The 17,526-nt window shown below is 67.9% G+C and carries 16 protein-coding genes; 12 read left to right on the top strand and 4 right to left on the bottom strand.

What is annotated here, in order from left to right:
* Genes ACWC2T_RS42390 through ACWC2T_RS42375 form a run of 4 tightly spaced genes read left to right on the top strand, consistent with a single transcriptional unit; the run spans nucleotide 1 to nucleotide 3,849 of the window.
* Entirely contained in the window at nucleotides 1–996 is a 996-nt protein-coding gene (locus ACWC2T_RS42390) for a sugar phosphate isomerase/epimerase family protein (protein WP_450675638.1), read from the top strand.
* Between the two features lie 29 nt (nucleotides 997–1,025).
* A complete protein-coding gene (locus tag ACWC2T_RS42385) occupies nucleotides 1,026–1,841 on the top strand; it encodes an MBL fold metallo-hydrolase (RefSeq protein ID WP_450675628.1) in 816 nt (271 codons plus the stop codon).
* A gap of 19 nt (nucleotides 1,842–1,860) precedes the next feature.
* Nucleotides 1,861–3,516 (top strand): alpha-keto acid decarboxylase family protein, encoded by a 1,656-nt coding sequence (locus ACWC2T_RS42380; protein WP_450675627.1) that lies wholly within the window; start codon nucleotides 1,861–1,863, stop codon nucleotides 3,514–3,516.
* Between the two features lie 24 nt (nucleotides 3,517–3,540).
* Nucleotides 3,541–3,849 (top strand): EthD family reductase, encoded by a 309-nt coding sequence (locus tag ACWC2T_RS42375; RefSeq protein WP_450675626.1) that lies wholly within the window; start codon nucleotides 3,541–3,543, stop codon nucleotides 3,847–3,849.
* Between the two features lie 790 nt (nucleotides 3,850–4,639).
* On the opposite strand, the gene ACWC2T_RS42370 is transcribed toward ACWC2T_RS42375, so the two are convergent.
* Entirely contained in the window at nucleotides 4,640–5,230 is a 591-nt protein-coding gene (locus ACWC2T_RS42370; RefSeq protein WP_450675625.1) for a TetR/AcrR family transcriptional regulator, read from the bottom strand.
* Between the two features lie 132 nt (nucleotides 5,231–5,362).
* On the opposite strand from ACWC2T_RS42370, the gene ACWC2T_RS42365 reads away from it, so the two are divergent.
* On the top strand, nucleotides 5,363–6,208 hold the full coding sequence (locus tag ACWC2T_RS42365) for an SDR family oxidoreductase (protein ID WP_450675624.1): 846 nt from the start codon (nucleotides 5,363–5,365) through the stop codon (nucleotides 6,206–6,208).
* Between the two features lie 154 nt (nucleotides 6,209–6,362).
* Nucleotides 6,363–7,346, top strand: a complete 984-nt coding sequence (locus tag ACWC2T_RS42360; protein ID WP_450675623.1) for an aldo/keto reductase — start codon at nucleotides 6,363–6,365, stop codon at nucleotides 7,344–7,346.
* 85 nt (nucleotides 7,347–7,431) lie between these two features.
* Here ACWC2T_RS42360 and ACWC2T_RS42355 read toward each other — a convergent pair whose 3' ends face one another.
* Nucleotides 7,432–8,193 (bottom strand): hypothetical protein, encoded by a 762-nt coding sequence (locus ACWC2T_RS42355; RefSeq protein ID WP_450675622.1) that lies wholly within the window; start codon nucleotides 8,191–8,193, stop codon nucleotides 7,432–7,434.
* 338 nt (nucleotides 8,194–8,531) lie between these two features.
* Between ACWC2T_RS42355 and ACWC2T_RS42350 the strand changes: the two genes are divergently transcribed.
* The 4 genes from ACWC2T_RS42350 to ACWC2T_RS42335 all read left to right on the top strand — a co-directional run bounded on the left by ACWC2T_RS42350 (nucleotide 8,532) and on the right by ACWC2T_RS42335 (nucleotide 12,315).
* The gene (locus ACWC2T_RS42350; protein WP_450675621.1) at nucleotides 8,532–8,663 is read left to right on the top strand and encodes a hypothetical protein; all 132 of its coding nucleotides are present in this window, start codon (nucleotides 8,532–8,534) and stop codon (nucleotides 8,661–8,663) included.
* Nucleotides 8,664–8,735: 72 nt separating this feature from the next.
* On the top strand, nucleotides 8,736–9,092 hold the full coding sequence (locus ACWC2T_RS42345; RefSeq protein WP_450675620.1) for a hypothetical protein: 357 nt from the start codon (nucleotides 8,736–8,738) through the stop codon (nucleotides 9,090–9,092).
* A gap of 129 nt (nucleotides 9,093–9,221) precedes the next feature.
* Complete coding sequence (locus ACWC2T_RS42340) at nucleotides 9,222–9,659, top strand: hypothetical protein (RefSeq protein WP_450675619.1); 438 nt, start codon at nucleotides 9,222–9,224, stop codon at nucleotides 9,657–9,659.
* Nucleotides 9,652–12,315 (top strand): lectin, encoded by a 2,664-nt coding sequence (locus tag ACWC2T_RS42335; protein WP_450675618.1) that lies wholly within the window; start codon nucleotides 9,652–9,654, stop codon nucleotides 12,313–12,315. Before ACWC2T_RS42340 ends, ACWC2T_RS42335 begins: the two co-directional genes overlap by 8 nt.
* A gap of 52 nt (nucleotides 12,316–12,367) precedes the next feature.
* Here the strand turns inward: ACWC2T_RS42335 and ACWC2T_RS42330 are convergent, their stop codons facing one another.
* Both ACWC2T_RS42330 and ACWC2T_RS42325 read right to left on the bottom strand, forming a co-directional pair.
* Entirely contained in the window at nucleotides 12,368–13,798 is a 1,431-nt protein-coding gene (locus tag ACWC2T_RS42330) for a M14 family zinc carboxypeptidase (RefSeq protein WP_450675617.1), read from the bottom strand.
* Between the two features lie 779 nt (nucleotides 13,799–14,577).
* Nucleotides 14,578–14,763, bottom strand: a complete 186-nt coding sequence (locus tag ACWC2T_RS42325; RefSeq protein WP_450675616.1) for a hypothetical protein — start codon at nucleotides 14,761–14,763, stop codon at nucleotides 14,578–14,580.
* Between the two features lie 286 nt (nucleotides 14,764–15,049).
* Here ACWC2T_RS42325 and istA point away from each other — a divergent pair, with 286 nt between their 5' ends.
* Both istA and ACWC2T_RS42315 read left to right on the top strand, forming a co-directional pair.
* Nucleotides 15,050–16,732 (top strand): IS21 family transposase, encoded by a 1,683-nt coding sequence (gene istA / locus ACWC2T_RS42320; RefSeq protein ID WP_450675615.1) that lies wholly within the window; start codon nucleotides 15,050–15,052, stop codon nucleotides 16,730–16,732.
* Nucleotides 16,729–17,526 (top strand): ATP-binding protein (locus ACWC2T_RS42315; RefSeq protein WP_450675614.1); only part of this gene is annotated, 798 nt, incomplete at its 3' end. The genes istA and ACWC2T_RS42315, both read left to right, overlap by 4 nt.

Below are 17,526 nucleotides of genomic sequence, written 5' to 3'. Positions count from 1 at the left end.
ATGGACGCGACACTCGGACGAGACGTCTTCTTCAGCTTCTTCATGTTCACGGCCGATTTGCGGCCACAGGACGCACGGTACACCGGGATCCTGATCAATCACCTGAAGGCCCTGACCGACATGGGTTACGACGGCTTCGACGTGCATATCGCCGCCCCGCCCACGACCGTCGATCACAAGCTCGAGGTCGACAGCTATATCGGCCTCAAGAAGGCATTCGAGCGCGCAGGGCTGGGCGAGGTGAAGTTCACCACCAACGTCGGGACCACGCGGACCTTCGACCCGACGTCGCCTTACGAGGAGCAGCGCCGGCAGGCCCTGTCCTACCTCAAGTCACGCGTCGACATCACACGGGTCCTGGGCGGCGACTCGATCATGTCCGGGCCGTTCATCTACCCCTACGGAGTCTTTCCGGTCACGGACACCAATGAGCCGATCTGGAGCGACGCCCTGCAGGACTGGATGAAGCCGCGCTACCACGCGGCGCGCTCCGTCTTCGAAGAGCTGTTGGAGTACGCCGCAGCGCGAGAGGTGAAGCTCGCCGTCGAGCCCGTCAAGAGCTGGGAGACGCCGCCGCCCAACATGGTCTCGGAGGTACTGGACTTCCTCGAGGGCCTCGAGCACGCGCAGGGTGGCGTAACCATCGACACCGCACAGGTCGTGATGGAAAGTCAGGGTCCGTCGGTCTTCAAGGAGAATGTCGCGCGAGCGGCAGGGCAGGATCGGCTCTACTACGTGCACATATCCGCACCCGACCGGGGCGCGGTGAAGGACAGCTGGATCCCGTGGGACATCATCTCGAATGACATCGAGCCGGTGTATCGCGGTCCGTACCTGATCGAAGTGTTCAACGCGATCCCGCCGTTCGACGGCTCCATGCGCATGGCGCGCCGGCGTTTCTGGCGACCTGGCGAGGACGAGCCGGTGCCCAACAGGGACAGCGCCTACGACGTCGCGAGGGCTGCTTTGGAGGAACTGCGGGAGCAGACCACATAACCTCGGAGAGGCCTCGAATGCTTGCTCAGGTGTCAGATCCCATCATCATGGTCGTGAAGCAGACAGGCGATGTCCGTATTCACACCTTCGTCGCGTCCTTCGCGTACAGCAACATCGCGAACGCCACGCATATCATCGAAACCAGGAACCAGCTGGTTCTCGTCGACGGACAGTTTCTCGCCCCCTATGCGAGGGCATTCCGGGACTACGCGGACAGCCTGGGCAAGCCGATCGAAAGGCTGTACCTCTCTCACCGGCACCCTGACCACTGGTTCGGTTTGGGGACTGCGTTCACCGACACAACGGTCTACGCGTTGTCCGAAACCATGACCTTCATTGGCGAGCACGGGGAAGACTCGAGAAGTGACCACTGGAAACTCGGTGACCTCGCCCCGGAGCGCATAGTCGTTCCCAAACAAGTCGCCAGTCCCGGTGAAGAGACCATCGACGGGGTCAGATATATCTTCGACCGGGTGACGGATACCGAGATCGACTACCACCTCACCATCAGGCTTCCTGAGGTAGGTGTGTATTTCGCTCAGGACCTGATCTACAGCGGGACCCATCTGTACCTGACGAAACACATGGACCACTGGACTCGGGTGCTGCAAGAAATGCTGGTGTCGGAGTACGAGTTGTTCATGCCGGGTCACGGACTGCCGGCCGACAAGAACGAAGTCGCTCGCAATATCGAGTACCTTTCTGCCGCTCGGCAGGCCATCGGTAACGGGCTGACGGACGACGCCTTCAAGAATTTCATGCTGCAGCGCTATCCGGAACGCAAGTGCCCGGGGATCTTCGACATATACATGCCCCGGCTGTTCGGCGGTGCGAGCGACTACTGACCACGGAGGTGCTCCAACCATGAACGAGGGCTGCACTGTAGGACAGTACCTGGTAGACCGGCTCCGTCAACTCGGGTTGGAGCACCTGTTCGCCATCGCGGGCGACTATTCGATTGAATGGTTGAACCGGTACGTCACGCCCAGCAGCATTGAAATAATCGAGGAAGTAAACGAGGTGAACGCCGGTTATGCCGCCGACGGATACGCGAGGCTGAAGGGAATCGGCGCCCTCTGCGTGACCTACTCCGCAGGCGCATTGTGTGCCGTGAACGCGGTCGCCGGTGCCTATGTCGAGAAGGTGCCGCTCGTGCTGATCAACGGCACACCGAGCATCAAGAAGACCATCGTCTTCGAGCAGACCGGCTTCAGTGCACATCATTTCATCAGCGGACGTGAAACGGATCTTCAGTCGTTCGAGCACCTGACGGTCGCGGCCATCCGGGTCGACAACCCGGACCTCGCGCCAACGCTGATAGATTACGCACTGACCCAGTGCATCAGTGAACGGCGCCCGATCTATATCGAGTTGCTCCAGGACATGGTCGACTTGGAGTGCGAGCCGCCGAGGGGTGTCCTGAAGCCGGCCAGGACCCTGTCGGACGAGACCAGCCTGGAACAGTCGGTCGCACAGATCCGTGCAAAGCTCGAAAGCGCCGAGAACCCGCTCGTCTGGCTTGGCGTAGAGATCGACCGGTTCGGCCTTCAAGAGAAGGCCATGAGGCTGATCCAGCAACTGAACGTACCGTTCGTCACAGAACTCCTCAGTAAGGCCGTCCTTTCCGAAGACGACGCACTGTTTGTCGGCGTGCTCGACGGGCAGGCGTCATCGACGGCCGTGACGGATCTGGCCAGCACGTCGGACTTCATACTGGCCCTCGGCGTGTGGCTGACAGACATCAACTCGTTGGGCTGGGAGCCGGACTACGAAAAAACCGCATTCGCATCGTTCGACGCGGTCAAGTTCGGAACCTTTTTCGGCGGTCAGGTCGCGTTGGAGCACCTGATGGACGGCATCCTGGCGGAAAAGATCGAACCCAAGGCGCTGAAACTCCCGGAAAGGCCGGCTCGCAGCGCGCCGATCGTGGGCGAGGCCGATGTCATCACGTACCAGGGGTTCTACAACTACATTCAGCAGTACATCGACAGGAACACCATCGTCGGTGCCGATGCGAGCATGAACTACTTCGGGAGCCTGCTGCTCGACGTGCCCAGGCCTGGAGCATTCATCGTTCAGTCGTCCTACTCGTCGATCGGTTACAGCGCGCCGGCGGCGACGGGTATCTGCCTGGCCAAGAGCCCCGACCAAAAGGTGATGGTCTTCTCGGGTGACGGCGGCTTCCAGATGACTGCCCAATGCCTCTCGACACAGACCCGGTTCGGGCTCAACCCGATCATCTTTGTCATCGACAATGGCGTCTACGCCGTGGAGCAGTGGCTCGCTGATGCGGCGGTATTCCATTCCGACAAGCCGTTCTACAAGCCGTGCGTGCTACACCGGTGGAATTACAGCATGCTGGCGGATGTCTTCGGCTGCCGGGGATGGGAAGTCGGCACATATGGAGAGCTCAGGGCTGCCGTGTCGGGTGCACTGGAGAACTCGAGCAGCCCGTCCATCATCCAGGTGCGAGTGCCTGACAAAACGATCCCCGACAACGCGAAGTGGAAGACCCAGTAACAGGACCGACAAGGAGAAAGAATAATGCCGACGAAGATCACTGCGATCTACGAGAACCCGGAATCCCCCGAAGCCTTCGAGGCCGGTCACCACGAGCAGATCGCGCTGGCGAAGAAGATCCCTGGAGTCCACAGGATCGAGAGCGCGAAGGTCTGGCCGAAGGAGGATGGCAGCGCGACGCCGGCTTATCGCGTACTCGACATGTACTTCACCGACTACGACGCGGCCAGCAAGGCCGTGACAACCGAAGAGGCATCGGCGTTCGTCGCCAAGGTCTTCGAGCTGGCGACTGGCGGTGTGCGACTCCTCTTCACAGATGTCGAGGAAGTCTGACCTCGATTCTTCGATGCGTGGTGCCCTCGCCGTGAGCGGCTGGCTGCCCGACATGTTTTGTGGCGCGGACGGGCCGTCGCAGGACGCGGCGAGGGCGTCGGGTTCCACGGGCCCGAGTTCGTCACTCGCTACAACCGCGTCCTGGACACCTTCGCGGGCCTGGGCCGAGGCCGTGCAGGCCCGCGAGAGCACGCTCTCGGACAGCCACAACATCGCCCGCTCCCAGTCGCCCTCGCCGTCGACCAACAGCCGCATCCGCGCCCCGGCCGTCAGCGTCCCCAGCGCGTTCTCGCCCGTCCGCCTGTCCGCCCGTCCGCCGTCCACACCGGCCGACGCGGCTGACCGCGCTCCGGCTCACCCGCGACGGTGCGACGGATCTGCGTCCTCCTTGGAGACAGCGACAGAGCCTGCGGGGCACCCCGGCCCGCGTCCGCCGGGGATTCGGAACCTCCGTCCGCACTGGTTGTCACCACCAAGGCATTTGAGGGTGCGGCCGCATAGGTCCGCTGGGAGGAGCGGCGGCAAGCACCGCAAGCCGATCCGGGACGGGACTGGATGCCGGCTCACATCGTCGCGGCCGACACCCTCTACACCCTCCCGATCACGGACGAGGAACTGAGCAACCTCCCGTTGCCGACGGCGAACGCGATCGAGATCGACGCCTTCGTGGCGCTGGAGCACATCGACCCGAACCGCATGGGCGCCGGGTGCTACCTCGCCGTCGGCGGGCAGGCCGCCGCGGCTATCACATGCTGCGCAATGGTGCGGGCGGTGAACGGCCAGAGCTGGGTCACGAGCTGGACGCCGGCCTCTCCGCTCCGTACCGGAGGCCGTCGAGGAGCAGGTCGAGGAGGCGGCCGGCCCGTTCGCGTTGGTCGGGAGCGCTGGTGATCAGCGCAACGCCGGCCAGGCTGAAGCCGACATCGAGGGGGTCGATGTCCGGGCGCAGCAGACCGGCCTCGGCGCCGGCGTGCAGCAGGGTGCCGAGCGCGGTGCCGAGCTTGTCGAGGGTCTCGGCGAAGGGGTCCGCACCGGATGCGACCGCAGCCCGCAGCGCGTCTGCCATGCCCTCCTTGGCAGCCAGGTAGTCGATGAAGTCGTCCATCCACAGGCGGATCGCCCGGTCCGGCGCATGGTCGGCGAGCAGCTTCGCGGCGCTGTCGCAGACACGGGCCAGCTCGTTGCGGTAGGCCGCCTCGACCAGCGCCTCGCGGGTGGGGAAGTGGCGGTAGAGCGTGGCCGAGCCGACACCCGCGGCCTTGGCGATCGTGTCGATCGCGACGTCCGCGCCCTTCTCGGAGAAGGCGCGCACGGCCGCTTCGAGGATGCGTTCGCGGTTGCGGCGGGCGTCGGCGCGCAACACGCTCGGCTTGGTGGTCAAGGCAGCTCCCTTCGTCGGTGACCAGTCTAGCTGGACAACCGGGGAGTTCCCCGGTTACCGTTGCCAGATAACCGGGGAACTCCCCGGTTACGGGTGCGAGCCCGTTGTGCTCCCCAGGCAAGGAATACCCTCATGACCTCCCCGAAGACGGTTCTGATCACCGGTACGTCCTCCGGCATCGGCATGGCCGCCGCCATCGGCACCGCCCGCGCGGGCTGGGCGACCATCGCCACCATGCGCGACCCCGGCAAGGCCGAGGCCCTGCTCAAGGCCGCCACCGAAGCGGGTGTCGCCGACCGCATCCAGGTCAAGCGCCTGGATGTGACCGACTCCGCGGGCATCACTGCCTGCCTGGACGAGGTCGTCGCCGAGCACGGCCGCCTGGACGCGCTGGTCAACAACGCCGGCGCCGCCCAGGTCGGCACCATCGAGCAGAGCAGCGTCGACGACGTCCGCGCGGCCATGGAGGTCAACTTCTTCGGCGTGGTGGCGGTGACCCGCGCCGCCCTGCCGCACCTTCGTGCGTCGAAGGGCCGGGTGATCACCGTCACCAGCGTCGGCGGCGTCGTCGGCCAGCCCTTCAACGAGGCGTACTGCGCGGCCAAGTTCGCCGTCGAGGGCTTCATGCAGTCCCTCGCGCCGGTCGCCGCCACCGTCGGCGTCGATGTCACCGTGGTCGAGCCGGGCGCCGTGGCGAGCGAGTTCGTCGCCAATCTCGGCCTGGACGTACCGACGCTGCTCGCGGCCGCCGGGCCCTACGGCCCGGCGCTCGAGGCCTACATCACCCGCACCCGGGAGTCGTTCGGCAACGCCCAGACCCCGGCCGAGGCAGCCGCCCCGATCGTCGACGCCCTGAGCGCCGCCCGCCCGCCCTTCCGTATCCAGACCTCGCAGTGGGCCCGCGACTTCGTCGCCACCACTCTCGCCGACCTCGACGGCTCCGCTGTCCAGAGCCTCACCGGTACCTGGGTGCGCTGACCGCCTCCATCCCGATGGGCGCACTGCCGACGCCGGGCGCGGCAGCCGCACAGCATCCCCGCCCGCCGGCGCCACACCACCGCCGCGCCCCGCCCGGTCGCGCGACCAACCAGTCACACACGCGGCACGACCCGCAACAGCAAGGAAGATCACCATGGAACTCCGCACCCTTGGCAGCCAGGGCCTGACCGTCTCCGCCGAAGGACTCGGCTGCATGGGCATGAGCGCCTTCTACGGCAGCACCGACGAGGCCGAGTCCCTCGCCACCATCGACCGTGCCCTGGAACTGGGCGTGACCCTGCTGGACACCGCCGAGAGCTACGGCCCGTTCATCAACGAGCAACTCCTCGGCAAGGCCCTCGCCGGACGCCGCGAGCAGGCCGTCATCGCCACCAAGACCGGCGTCGAGTTCACCGACGACGGCACGCTCGTCGGCCACAACGGGCGCCCCGATTACATCCGGCATTCCCTGGACCGCTCCCTGCGCCACCTGGACACCGACCATGTCGACCTCTACTACCTGCACCGGGTCGACCCACAGGTGCCGATCGAGGAGACCGTCGGCGCCATGGGCGAGCTGGTGGCCGCCGGCAAGGTCCGCTACATCGGCCTGAGCGAAGTCGCCCCGCAGACCATTCGCCGCGCCCACTCCGTTCACCCGATCACGGCGGTTCAGACCGAGTACTCGCTCTTCGAGCGCGGCATCGAGGACGACGGAGTCATGGCCACCCTGAACGAGCTCGGGATCGGCCTGGTCGCCTACTCGCCGCTCGGACGCGGGTTCCTCTCCGGTGCGATCACCAGCCCGGACGACTTCGCCGCCGACGACTTCCGCCGCACCGACCCGCGCTTCCAGGGCGAGAACTTCGCCCGCAACCTGGCCGTGGTCGACGAGGTCCGCCGCATCGCCGCCGGCAAGCAGGTCTCACCGTCCCAGCTGGCTCTCGCCTGGGTGCTGCACCAGGGCGCAGTCGCCATCCCCGGCACCAAGCGCCGCCGCTACCTGGAGGAGAACGTCGCCGCGACCACCGTGACGATCACCGATGAGGACTTGGCCGCCATCGAAGCCGTCGCCCCGCGAGGCATCGTCTCCGGCGACCGCTACGCCCCCGAGCTGATGCGGAACCTCAACGGCTGAACGCAGGGCGTGTCGGGAAAGACGGCCCGGACGACCCCCCAACCGTGCTGTGTCCCGGCGGCGCGCTCCGCCGCCGTACATGACCTCACCTCGCCACGCTCGCGCCACTTCGATGCCCGCCGTCCGGACATCGGCGGCCGTCAAGCCGCAGTGGCGGGGACGTATGGGCAGCCTCGCCTCTGAGACGACCCCTGAGCCTGTGACCGGGTGCAGGAGGCGGCGCCGAAGGGGCAGGGCCGATCATGGACCAGTGATCGTCAGGGCATTTGCTCCAGTGCTCCAGGCGGACGGCGACCAGGACGATGTCGTCCGTGGCGCCGCTGGTTACGTCGAGGCGGGCGAGGAGGGCGTCGGCGAGGTGTTCCGCGCCGAACCCGGTGCAGGTGGCGAGCGCGGAGGGTAGGCGGGTCAGACCGGTGTCGATGTCCTCACCACGGCGTTCGATCAGGTCGTCGTATAGATGATGAGGGTGTGTCGCCGGGAGGGGGCGCCTCTGTAGATCAGCAGACGGCTGCGGCAGTCGACCATGACCTGGACGGCGGTGGCGGCCAGGGCTCCCTCGACCGAGCGTGCGTAGAGCCGCCCACCCCGGGACCTCCAGATCCTGGGCGGGGCCCTGGACGGTGCGGGTGGCGGCGCTCAGCGCACTGCGGTGCCTGTCGATGACGGTGTCGGCGATCAGCCCGTGGCCGACCACCTCGCCGACCGCGATGGTGAAGCGGCCCGGGGTGTGGAGCATGGTTTCTTGCAGGGCGACGGCGATGCGCCGTTCACGGGCGTGGGCCTGGCGCAGTTCCTCGTTCAGCTGCTGCAGCTGCCGTGCCCGGGCGTGGAGCTCGGCTTCCATGGCCGCTTCCTGGCCGGGTCTCACCGACGGCAGGAGCGCCGTGCGTCGGGCGAGGACGACCTCGGCCATGTCCTCGATCGGTGGATGATCCAGGCGACATCTGCAACGCCACGTGATCGGTCTGGCCGGAGGTCTTTCAGCGTCACCACCCTGTCGGCCTCCGGATCGGCCGAGTTGTCCGGGAAGACGTCGAAGAGGTGCTGCCCGACCAGCTCGCCCCGGCTGCGTCAAGTCACCTCGCAGAACGCCCAGTTGGCATCCTCGATCACCAGGTCCGTGAGACGGTCCGGTGACGGGTGGCTGGAATACGGCCGTGCGGCGGCCGGTTGCATCCGGGCATGCGACGTGATCAGGAACCACCCGGCAACATCCACCCCCTGCTGGCCGGACGGTTCAGCCCCTCTCGGTTCGACCCGTCGGCCGCCGTGGACGACCACGCCGTGGGCCTGCTGCTGGAAGCCGCGCGGTGAGCGCCGTCCGCCGGGAACTCCCAGCCCTGGGGCTTCTTCCTGAGCCGGCCCGGTGAGCCGGAGCACGAGCGGGTGGCGCGCCACCTCGCGCCCAGTTCGGCCCGGTGGGCGACGGACGCGGGCCTGCTCGTCGTCGCGCTGACGCGCCGTCACGTCGACGAGACGCAGCTGCTCTACTCCGAGTTCGCGGACTACGATCTCGGCCAGGCCATCGCCCACATGACCATCCAGGCCCAGGCGATGGGACTGGCCGCTCATCAGTTCCGCGCCTTCGACCTGGAGGGTCTCACCAAAGAGCTGGAGCCCAGCCCCGGTTGGGCGATCATCTGCATGATCGCGCTGGGCACGGCGGCCGAAGAGCCGCCGGCGCGCCGCGACCGGCGCAGTATCGCCGATCTGCTGTCCGGCCCCTGGCCGCTGTCGGAGTAGCGCTGTCGCGTCATACCCGCAACGGTTCCGCGATGTTGGGAAAGCGGTTACCAAGACGTAGCGAACGGATGTGCGTCCACCTTAGGCTCTGCGCGACCGCTGAGCGCTGTGAAAGGGGTTGGCATGGGCATGATCAGTCGAAGGGTGCGAGCCGTCGGGTCGGCCGTCGCGTCTGTACTCCTCCCCGAGATCATCCCAGGCACCTTCGAGCCGGCCGTCGACCCCGCCTCCACCTGGGTGGACGTTGTCCAGGCCCAGCGCCCCAAGGACCTCGCCGCCGGGACCAGCGACCGGGCCGCCGTCTTCCCCGGCGCCCTCGGCGCGCAGGCCGTCGCCCCGCGCACCCGGTGCTCCGACGCCACGCAGTGGTACGACACCAGCCGCTGCCTGACGGTCGTCACCGGCGCCGACGACGTGTCGCCCGCTCTCAGCACCGCCGACCCGTCCCTGGCCGGTGCCCGGGCACGCGTGGGCGAACTCGCCGCCAACGGGGCCCCGTTCACCTGCGCGGACCGGATCGCCGCCGCGACGAACGGCGTGCTCGGCGAGGTGATCGGCCGTGGCTGACATCCTTCTCTCGCGCACCCTGACGCGGGTGCTGGCGGCCGGTGCGACGGCGCTCGCCTTCGCCCTGCCGGGCCAACTCGCCCCGGCGGCTCGGGCCGCGGCCGTGACCGACCCCGTGCCGCTGGTCAACCCGTATATCGGCACGGGCGCGAACAACGACTTCAGCGCCGGGAACACCTTCCCCGGAGCCGACGTCCCGCACGGCATGCTCCAGTGGTCCCCGGACACCACCTCGCGCCCCAAGGGCGGCGGGTACAACTACGGGGACTCGGCCGTCTCCGGCTTCAGCCTCACCCACGTCTCCGGCGTCGGCTGCGACGCGGCCGGGGACCTGCCCATCCTGCCTGTGGTCGGCTCGATCGGCTCCGACCCCGGCGCCACGACGGAGTCGTTCTCCCACAGCGACGAAACGGCGGCAGCGGGCTCCTACTCCGTCGCCCTCGGCAACGGCACAGACGTGGCACTCACCACGACCACGCACGCCGGAATCGGCCAGTTCACCTTCCCCGCCTCCACCCAGGCCGGCCTGCTGCTGAAACTGAACGGCACGCAGACCCCGTACGCCTCCTCGACGCTGAACGTGACCGGCGGCGACACGGTGACGGGCTCGGTGACCAGCACCGGCTTCTGCGAGGCGACCAACCCCATCACCGTCTACTTCGCCATCACCTTCGACCACCACTTCACCGCCGACGGCTACAGCGGCGGCGAGCACCTCACCTTCGACACCACGAGCAGCCGGACCGTCGAGGCCAGGGTGGGCATCTCCTACACGTCGGCGGCCGAGGCCGCCGCCAACAGGGACGCCGAGGTCACCGGCAAGAGCTTCACCGACGTGAAGTCCGCGGCGACGACGGCGTGGCGCGACGCACTGTCGAAGATCACGGTCAGCGGCGGCACCGGCGACCAGCAGCGCATCTTCTACACCGCCCTCTACCACGCCTCCCTCTTCCCCAGCGTGGTCAGCGACGCCGACGGCTCCTACCGTGGCTACGACGGCGCCGTGCACACCGTGACCCGCGGCCACAGGGCCCAGTACACCGACTTCTCCAACTGGGACACCTACCGCTCCCAGGCGCAGCTCACGGCGCTGCTCGACCCGTCGGCGGCCTCCGACATGGCGCAGTCGATCGTCAACGACTACACGCAGGGCGGCACCCTCACCAAGTGGGGCATGGCCACCGGCGAGACCCACATCATGGTCGGCGACCCTGCCGTGCCCGTGCTGGCCGACTACTACGCTTTCGGCGCACGCGACTTCGACACCTCCACGGCTCTCGCCGCCATGATCGAGGAGCAGACCACCGACACCGACGTCACCCCCGGCGTGACGTACCTGGACTCCTTCGGCTATCTGCCCACCAACTCGCTGTACGGCTGTTGCCACGAGTACGCCACCACCTCCACCCAACTGGAGTACGACACCGACGACTTCGCCCTGTCGCGGTTCGCGGCCGCACTCGGCGACAGCGCGAACCGGAAGAAGTTCCAGGACCGGGCGCAGGACTGGGAGAACGTCTTCAACACCTCCTCCGGCTACATCCAGCCCCGGCACTCCAACGGCCGCTGGATGGACGGCTTCAACGCGAAGTTGATCACCGGCACCGCGGCCAACGACTTCGCCGAGGGCGACGCCTTCACCTACACGCCGATGATCCCGTTCAACCTCGCCAAGCTGGCGTCCCTGGAAGGCGGCACCGCGTCCCTGGCGTCGTACCTGGACAGCGTGCTCAGCGGCTACCAGGGCCTGGGCAGTGTCATCGGCACCCAGTCCAACATGGGCAACGAGCCCAGCATCGGGCTGCCGTGGGAGTACGACTGGGTCGGCAAGCCGTACAAGACGCAGTCCACGGTGCGTGCCGTGCAGGACCAGCTGTGGACCGACGCCGCCGGCGGGGAGCCCGGCAACGACGACCTCGGCGAGATGAGCGCGTGGTACGTCTGGTCCGCGCTCGGCCTCTACCCCGAGATACCGGGCACCGCCGACCTGGCCATCGGCAGCCCCTTGTTCACCTCCGCCGTCGTCACCGCAGGCGGGCGCACGCTGACCGTCAATGCCCCTTCTGCAGCAGACGGTTCACCGTACGCGCAGGCCATGACCCTCAACGGCGGCTCCTGGAACAAGGCCTACGTGCCGGCGTCCTCACTGGGCTCGTCCACCGAACTGGACTTCACCCTCTCCTCGACCGCCGACACCCAGTGGGCGGCGGACGCCTCGGCCGCACCGCCGTCCTACGACGGCACGCCGGGCACGGGAGTGGCCCAGCCCAGCGGCCCGCTCACCGAGACCGCCACGGGCAAGTGCGTCGACGACGCCGGCGCCGGCACGTCGAACGGCACGGCCATCCAGGTCTACGGCTGCAACGGCAGCGCGGCCCAGGTGTGGAAGGTCGTGCCCGACGGCACCCTGCAGGTGCTCAACGACTGCATGGACGTCACCGGCGGCGCGACCACCTCCGGCACGAGGATCCAGCTGCACACCTGCAACGGCACTCAGGCCCAGCAGTGGCGGCCCGACAGCGCGGGTGAACTCGTCAATCCGGTTTCGGGTCTCTGCCTCACCGACTCCAGCAACGGGGCAGCGAACAAGACCCAGTTGACACTCGCGACGTGTACGGGGAGCGCCGGCCAGCGCTGGACTGTGCCGACCTCGTGAGGGGCGGTGGGGTCCCTCCCACCGAGACCGTGGGAGGGACCCCACCCGGGGGTCAGCGGCGTGCGTCGGACGTGGTGGTATAGGGAGCCGCGGCGTGCTGGGCGGCGTAGAGGAGGGCCGGTTCGATCTTCGGCCAGAAGTAGCTGTCCTGGCAGGAGAACGGCGGAGTGAAGCCGTCGCAGCCGGCGCCGTCGCTGTCGCCGATCTCGATGGTGAAGCTGGCCAGGCCGAGCTTGTCGTAGGTCCAGTCGTCGGTGCCACCGGAGGCGTTGTACAGGATTTCGCCCGCCTGGCCGTACTGGTAGCCGGTGAGCGAGGCCATGTGGGCGGCCAGCGCGCGCAGGGCGGTGTCGTTGCCGGTGTGCACGGTGGAGTCGTACTCCCAGGGGAAGAGCACCATACTGGCGTCGCTGTGCAGCGTGATCATCATGCCCTTGGCGTTCGACGGCGCCGGGGCGGTGTCGCCGGTGCCGGTGCGCACCGCCGGGAACAGCTCACGGAAGAGGCTCTCCAGAGCGGTGTTCTCCACCTCGGAGTCGGCGGCCGGGCCGCCGTAGGTCTGGTCGCACGCTGCGCTGGAGGTGCCGGAAGTGTCCCAGTGGGAGCCGGTGTTGCGGTTGAGGTCGACCCCGATCTGGCTGTAGGCGCTCACCCCGCACCGGGAGCCGTGTGAGTCGTCGGCGTTCTTGCGCTGCAGGACGGGGTTGTCACCGCCCGCCGCGACCATGTCGACGCCGTCGGGGTTGGCGTCGGGCACCACCCACATCTCGGTGGTGTCCATCAGCTTGGTGATCGCCGAGTCCTTGCCGTAGCCGCTGGTCAGCGCGTCGATCCAGCGCCACGACATCTCACCGGTCGTCAGTTCACGGGCGTGGATCTGGCTCATCAGGAAGAACCGCGGCTTGGCCGAGTTCGGGCTGAGGGCGCAGTCGCCCGCCTGGATCTTGGTGATGCATATCGCCTTGAGATCGCGGCCGCCTCGCCCCTGCTGCTTGAGCCACGACCGACCATAGGTCACCACCTTGGCGAGATCGGGGTGTTGGGAGGCCGCGTCGTCCATGTGGGAGTACTGCGCGGTGACCGTGTGGTAGCCGCCGTCGAACGTGTCGCCCGCGGCGGCGCGCGTCACCGCGGTGGGGGAGGGGATCGCCTCGGTCAGCGTGGAGGCGATGGCGGGGGCGAAGCCGAGCCGGCGCAGTCCGGCCGCCGTCGACGTGTCGCCGGAGACGAACAGGCTGTTGCCGTCCCGCTTCTCCAGCAGGTCGTATCCGGAGTCGGTGAGGCGCTCGGCATCGGCCAGCGGATGGCGCGTGGGCACGCGGTAGATGACGACCGTACGGTGCCCGCCGTGGGGGCGGCCGGTGGTGGTGGCGCGGCCCGCTGTGGCGTCCGCGCCGGTGCCGGCCAGTGCCACCTGCGGCAGCAGGGCTGTGGCGACGATGACGGCGCCGGCGGTCAGGCCCGCCAGGCGTTTGTGTGCCATGGAGGTGACCTTTCGTGGGGGATGGTCGCCTCCAATATGGCATGTTCATGGTAAGAAGGACATGGCAGGTGCGGTGCGGCCCCGGGTTGTCCTGAACGCGGGTGCGCGTGTGCGACGAGGAAGAAGCGAGGTGGCGCGTGCGGCACCGGCCTGATGAGGTGTCAGCGGGGCGGCCGTGACGGCGGCCGGACGCCGGGTGGGGTCAGCCCCGCACGTGCAGCCGGAAACCCGCGCGGCCCACGGGCTTCAGTCCCTCCCTCAGATGCCGCGAGGGCATCTCGTAGTCATCGAAGTGATGTCGCCGGAACGCGATCGACTCGGTCGACTCCTCATGGACGGGGCCTGTCTGACCCATCGGTCACCGCAGCAACCCGTTGGCATCGATCACCAATGGGGGCCTGTGCAACGAGCGGCACGCGGGAGGGGTCACCTGGTGGGTGGTGGATCGCCTCGACGCCGAGGTCCGGTTCACGGCCACCACCCTGCCCTTGGAAGGGTTCACCACCCCCTCGGACGGTACGTTCGCAGGCGGCGACAGCTGGACCATCGACCACGGCGGGCGGTCCGTAGACCTCATGGCGGACGCGCCGCCACTTGGCACGAGCTCGCAGGCGCACCACCTGCTACGGCGCGTCAGCCGGCCTGCTGAAGTGGCAGATCGACGGTCCCCTTGGCGCTGTTTGTCACCAACGCCGATTCCTCCGGCGGCTCCATGGCTCAGGCCGCGCATGCTGCCGCACCCAGCACCTCGTCAACACGGCGAACAGCGAGCGTCGGCATCAGGTGCCTTGAGGATCGGGGACATCGGGATACTGAGGTCGTTTCCGCTTGAGCTTGGCATGGTCGCTGAGGTCGATCCCGGTGGCCTTGGAGTACTGCGTGGCCCAGTCGGCGACGGCATGCCGGAAGAGGTAGTCGGGCCACGGAGCTACCGGCTCCTCGCCCCTGTCCCGCAGCTTGGCCACAGCCGCCCGTTCCAGATCTTGATCGTCAGCATCCCGGGCCAGCAGGACCGCCTGTGCAAGCCGCGCCGGCTCGTTGTTGGTCGGGGCGAAGGACCAGACTGATTTCTTCGGGGTGTATCGGGGCCACGTTTTCGCTGGGACTCGGCACCGGCGGATTTTCGGTGGGTTTGGAAGCCGGCCGACGCGATAGGGGGTGACATGCCGCTTTCGGAGTAATCGGGGGCAGTGGGCCGTTTGGCCGTCACGCTGGGCTTGATGATCACGGTCCAGGTCAGGGAGACCGCTGGTGCACAGGTCGCGTGAGGTGTTGTTCGAGCGGATCCGCCGGGCCCATCGTGAGCAGGGGCTGTCGGGACGGGAGCTGGCCGCGCGGTTCAAGGTGTCGCGGCGGACGGTGCGGCAGGCGATCGAGTCGCCGCTGCCGCCGAAGCGGAAGTCGCCGCCGCCGCGTCCGAGTGTGCTGGAGCCGGTGAAGGGCTTCATCGATGCGATGCTGCGCGAGGACCTCGACGCGCCGCCGAAACAGAAGCACACGATCGTGCGGATCATGGAGCGCCTGGCCGCGGAGCACGACTTCGAGCTCGCACGGCAGACCACGGTGTGGGAGTACGTCGCCAGGCGGCGTCCGGAGATCAAAGCGGAGGCTCTTGCGGGGCGGCGGCATCTGGAGGGCGTGGTGCCGCAGGCGAAACGGCCTGGGGAGGAGGCGGAGGTCGACTTCGCGGACTTCTGGCTGGACCTGGCCGGGCAGCGCCGCAAGTGCGTGCTGTTCACCCTGCGCCTGTCCTACTCCGGCAAGGCCGTCCACCGCGTTTACGCCACTGCCTCCCAGGAGGCGTTCTTGGAAGGCCACGCGGAGGCATTCACCGTGCTGGGCGGGGTCCCGTCGGTGCACATCCGCTATGACAACCTGAAGCCCGCGGTCAAGCAGGTGCTGTTCGGGCGCTCACGGCTGGAGTCGTCCAGGTGGGCGTCGTTCAAGTCGTGGTACCAGTTCTCGGCTTTCTACTGCGCCCCTGGCGAGGCCGGGGCCCACGAGAAGGGCGGTGTCGAGCATGAGGGCGGCCGGTTCCGGAGGAAGCACCTGGTGCCGCCACCGCAGGTTGACTCACTGGCGGAGCTGAACGAGCGCCTGGCCGCGATCGACGTCGCGGAGGACGCACGGCACATCCACGGCCGTCCGACCTCGATCGGGTTCGACTTCGAGGCCGAGCGCGACCGGCTTCGGCCGCTACCCGCCGACGACTACGACTGCGGGATCGACCTGACGCCCACCGTCGCCCGCAACAGCCGGATCACGGTCCGCCAGGGCTACTACTCGGTGCCGGCGAAGTTCATCGGGCAGAAGGTACGGGTCAAGCTGCGGGCGAACGAGCTGTGGGTCTTCGACGGCCGCCAGGTCGTCGCCCGCCATCCCCGCCTGACGCGCCGTTACACCTACCACGACTTCCTGGACCACTACCTGGAGGTCCTGCTGGTCAAGCCGGGTGCGTTCGCCGGCGCCTCCGCACTGGCGCAGGCCCGCGCGGAGGGAGGTTTCACGAAGGTCCACGAGGCGTTCTGGGCTGCGGCCAAGCAGAAGGCCGGGGACCGCGAGGGCACCCGAATGCTGATCGAGGTCCTGCTGCTGCACCGCCAGATGCCGGCCGAGGCTCTGGTGAAGGCGATGGAGACCTGTCTTCGGATCGGCTCGGTGTCCACCGACCTCGTCGCGATCGAGGCCCGAAAGGCGATGGAGGGCACCGACGACGAGGACGCCGAACTTCTCACCGACGGCGGGGCGGCCCACGACGCGGGCGGCGAGAGCGCGGGTCAGGAGGCGGCCGGGGCGAGGGTGATCTCGCTGCACGCGCGTCGCCTGCCGCCCGATCCACGCACGACGCTGCCCGACATGAGCAAGTACGACCGGCTGCTGAACCCGGTCACCACCCGCGAGAGAAGCCAGAACCAGAAGGGCCAGGGGGCATGACCCGCGCCATCACCGTCACCGACCACGATGCGGACCAGGACCGCGACCGGGACCGGGTCCCGCAGAGCAGGGTGTCCCTGCCGGGCGACCCGGAGGACATGCTCATCGACGAGGCATGCCGGGACCTGAAGCTGCCCGCGTTTCGCGAGCGGTTCATCGAACTCGCCAGCAGCGCCCGCCGCGAGCAGGTCACCTACAAGCAGTTCCTCCTCGACCTTTTGCAGGTCGAGCTTGCCGACCGCGACGTGCGCCGCCAGCAGAGGCTCCTGCGGCTGGCCCGCTTCCCGCGCCCCAAGCGGTTGGAGGACTTCGACTTCGCCAAGAACCCGAATGTCACCCCGGAGGTCGTCGCCGACCTGAAGTCTCCCGTGTGGGTCCGCGAGGGCCGCCCGCTGGTGCTGATCGGGGACTCCGGCACCGGCAAGTCCCACCTGCTGATCGGGATCGGCACCGCGATCGCGGAGGCCGGCCTGTCGGTCCGCTACACCACCACCTCGGCGCTGGTGAACGAGCTCGCCGAGGCCGACGCCAGCCGTCGGCTGTCCTCGGTGATCGCCCGTTACAGCAAGATCGACCTTCTGTGCCTGGACGAGTTCGGGTATCTGGCCCTTGACCGCAAAGGTGCCAAGCTTCTGTTCCAGATCTTCACCGAACGCGAAGAGTGCAAGGCGACCGCGGTCGCCACGAACTCCCCGTTCACCAAAGCGCACATGTTCCGGCGAACCTGTGCCAGGCAGCGCCTGAACAGCACGGGTTCAAAACCAGGGGAGCATGTCATGGAGCCGCGCGTATCC

The sequence above is a fragment of the Streptomyces sp. NPDC001393 genome (assembly GCF_053597455.1).
The sequence above is the reverse complement of the archived record's forward strand: the minus strand, read 5'-3'. Positions and strand labels throughout refer to the sequence as shown.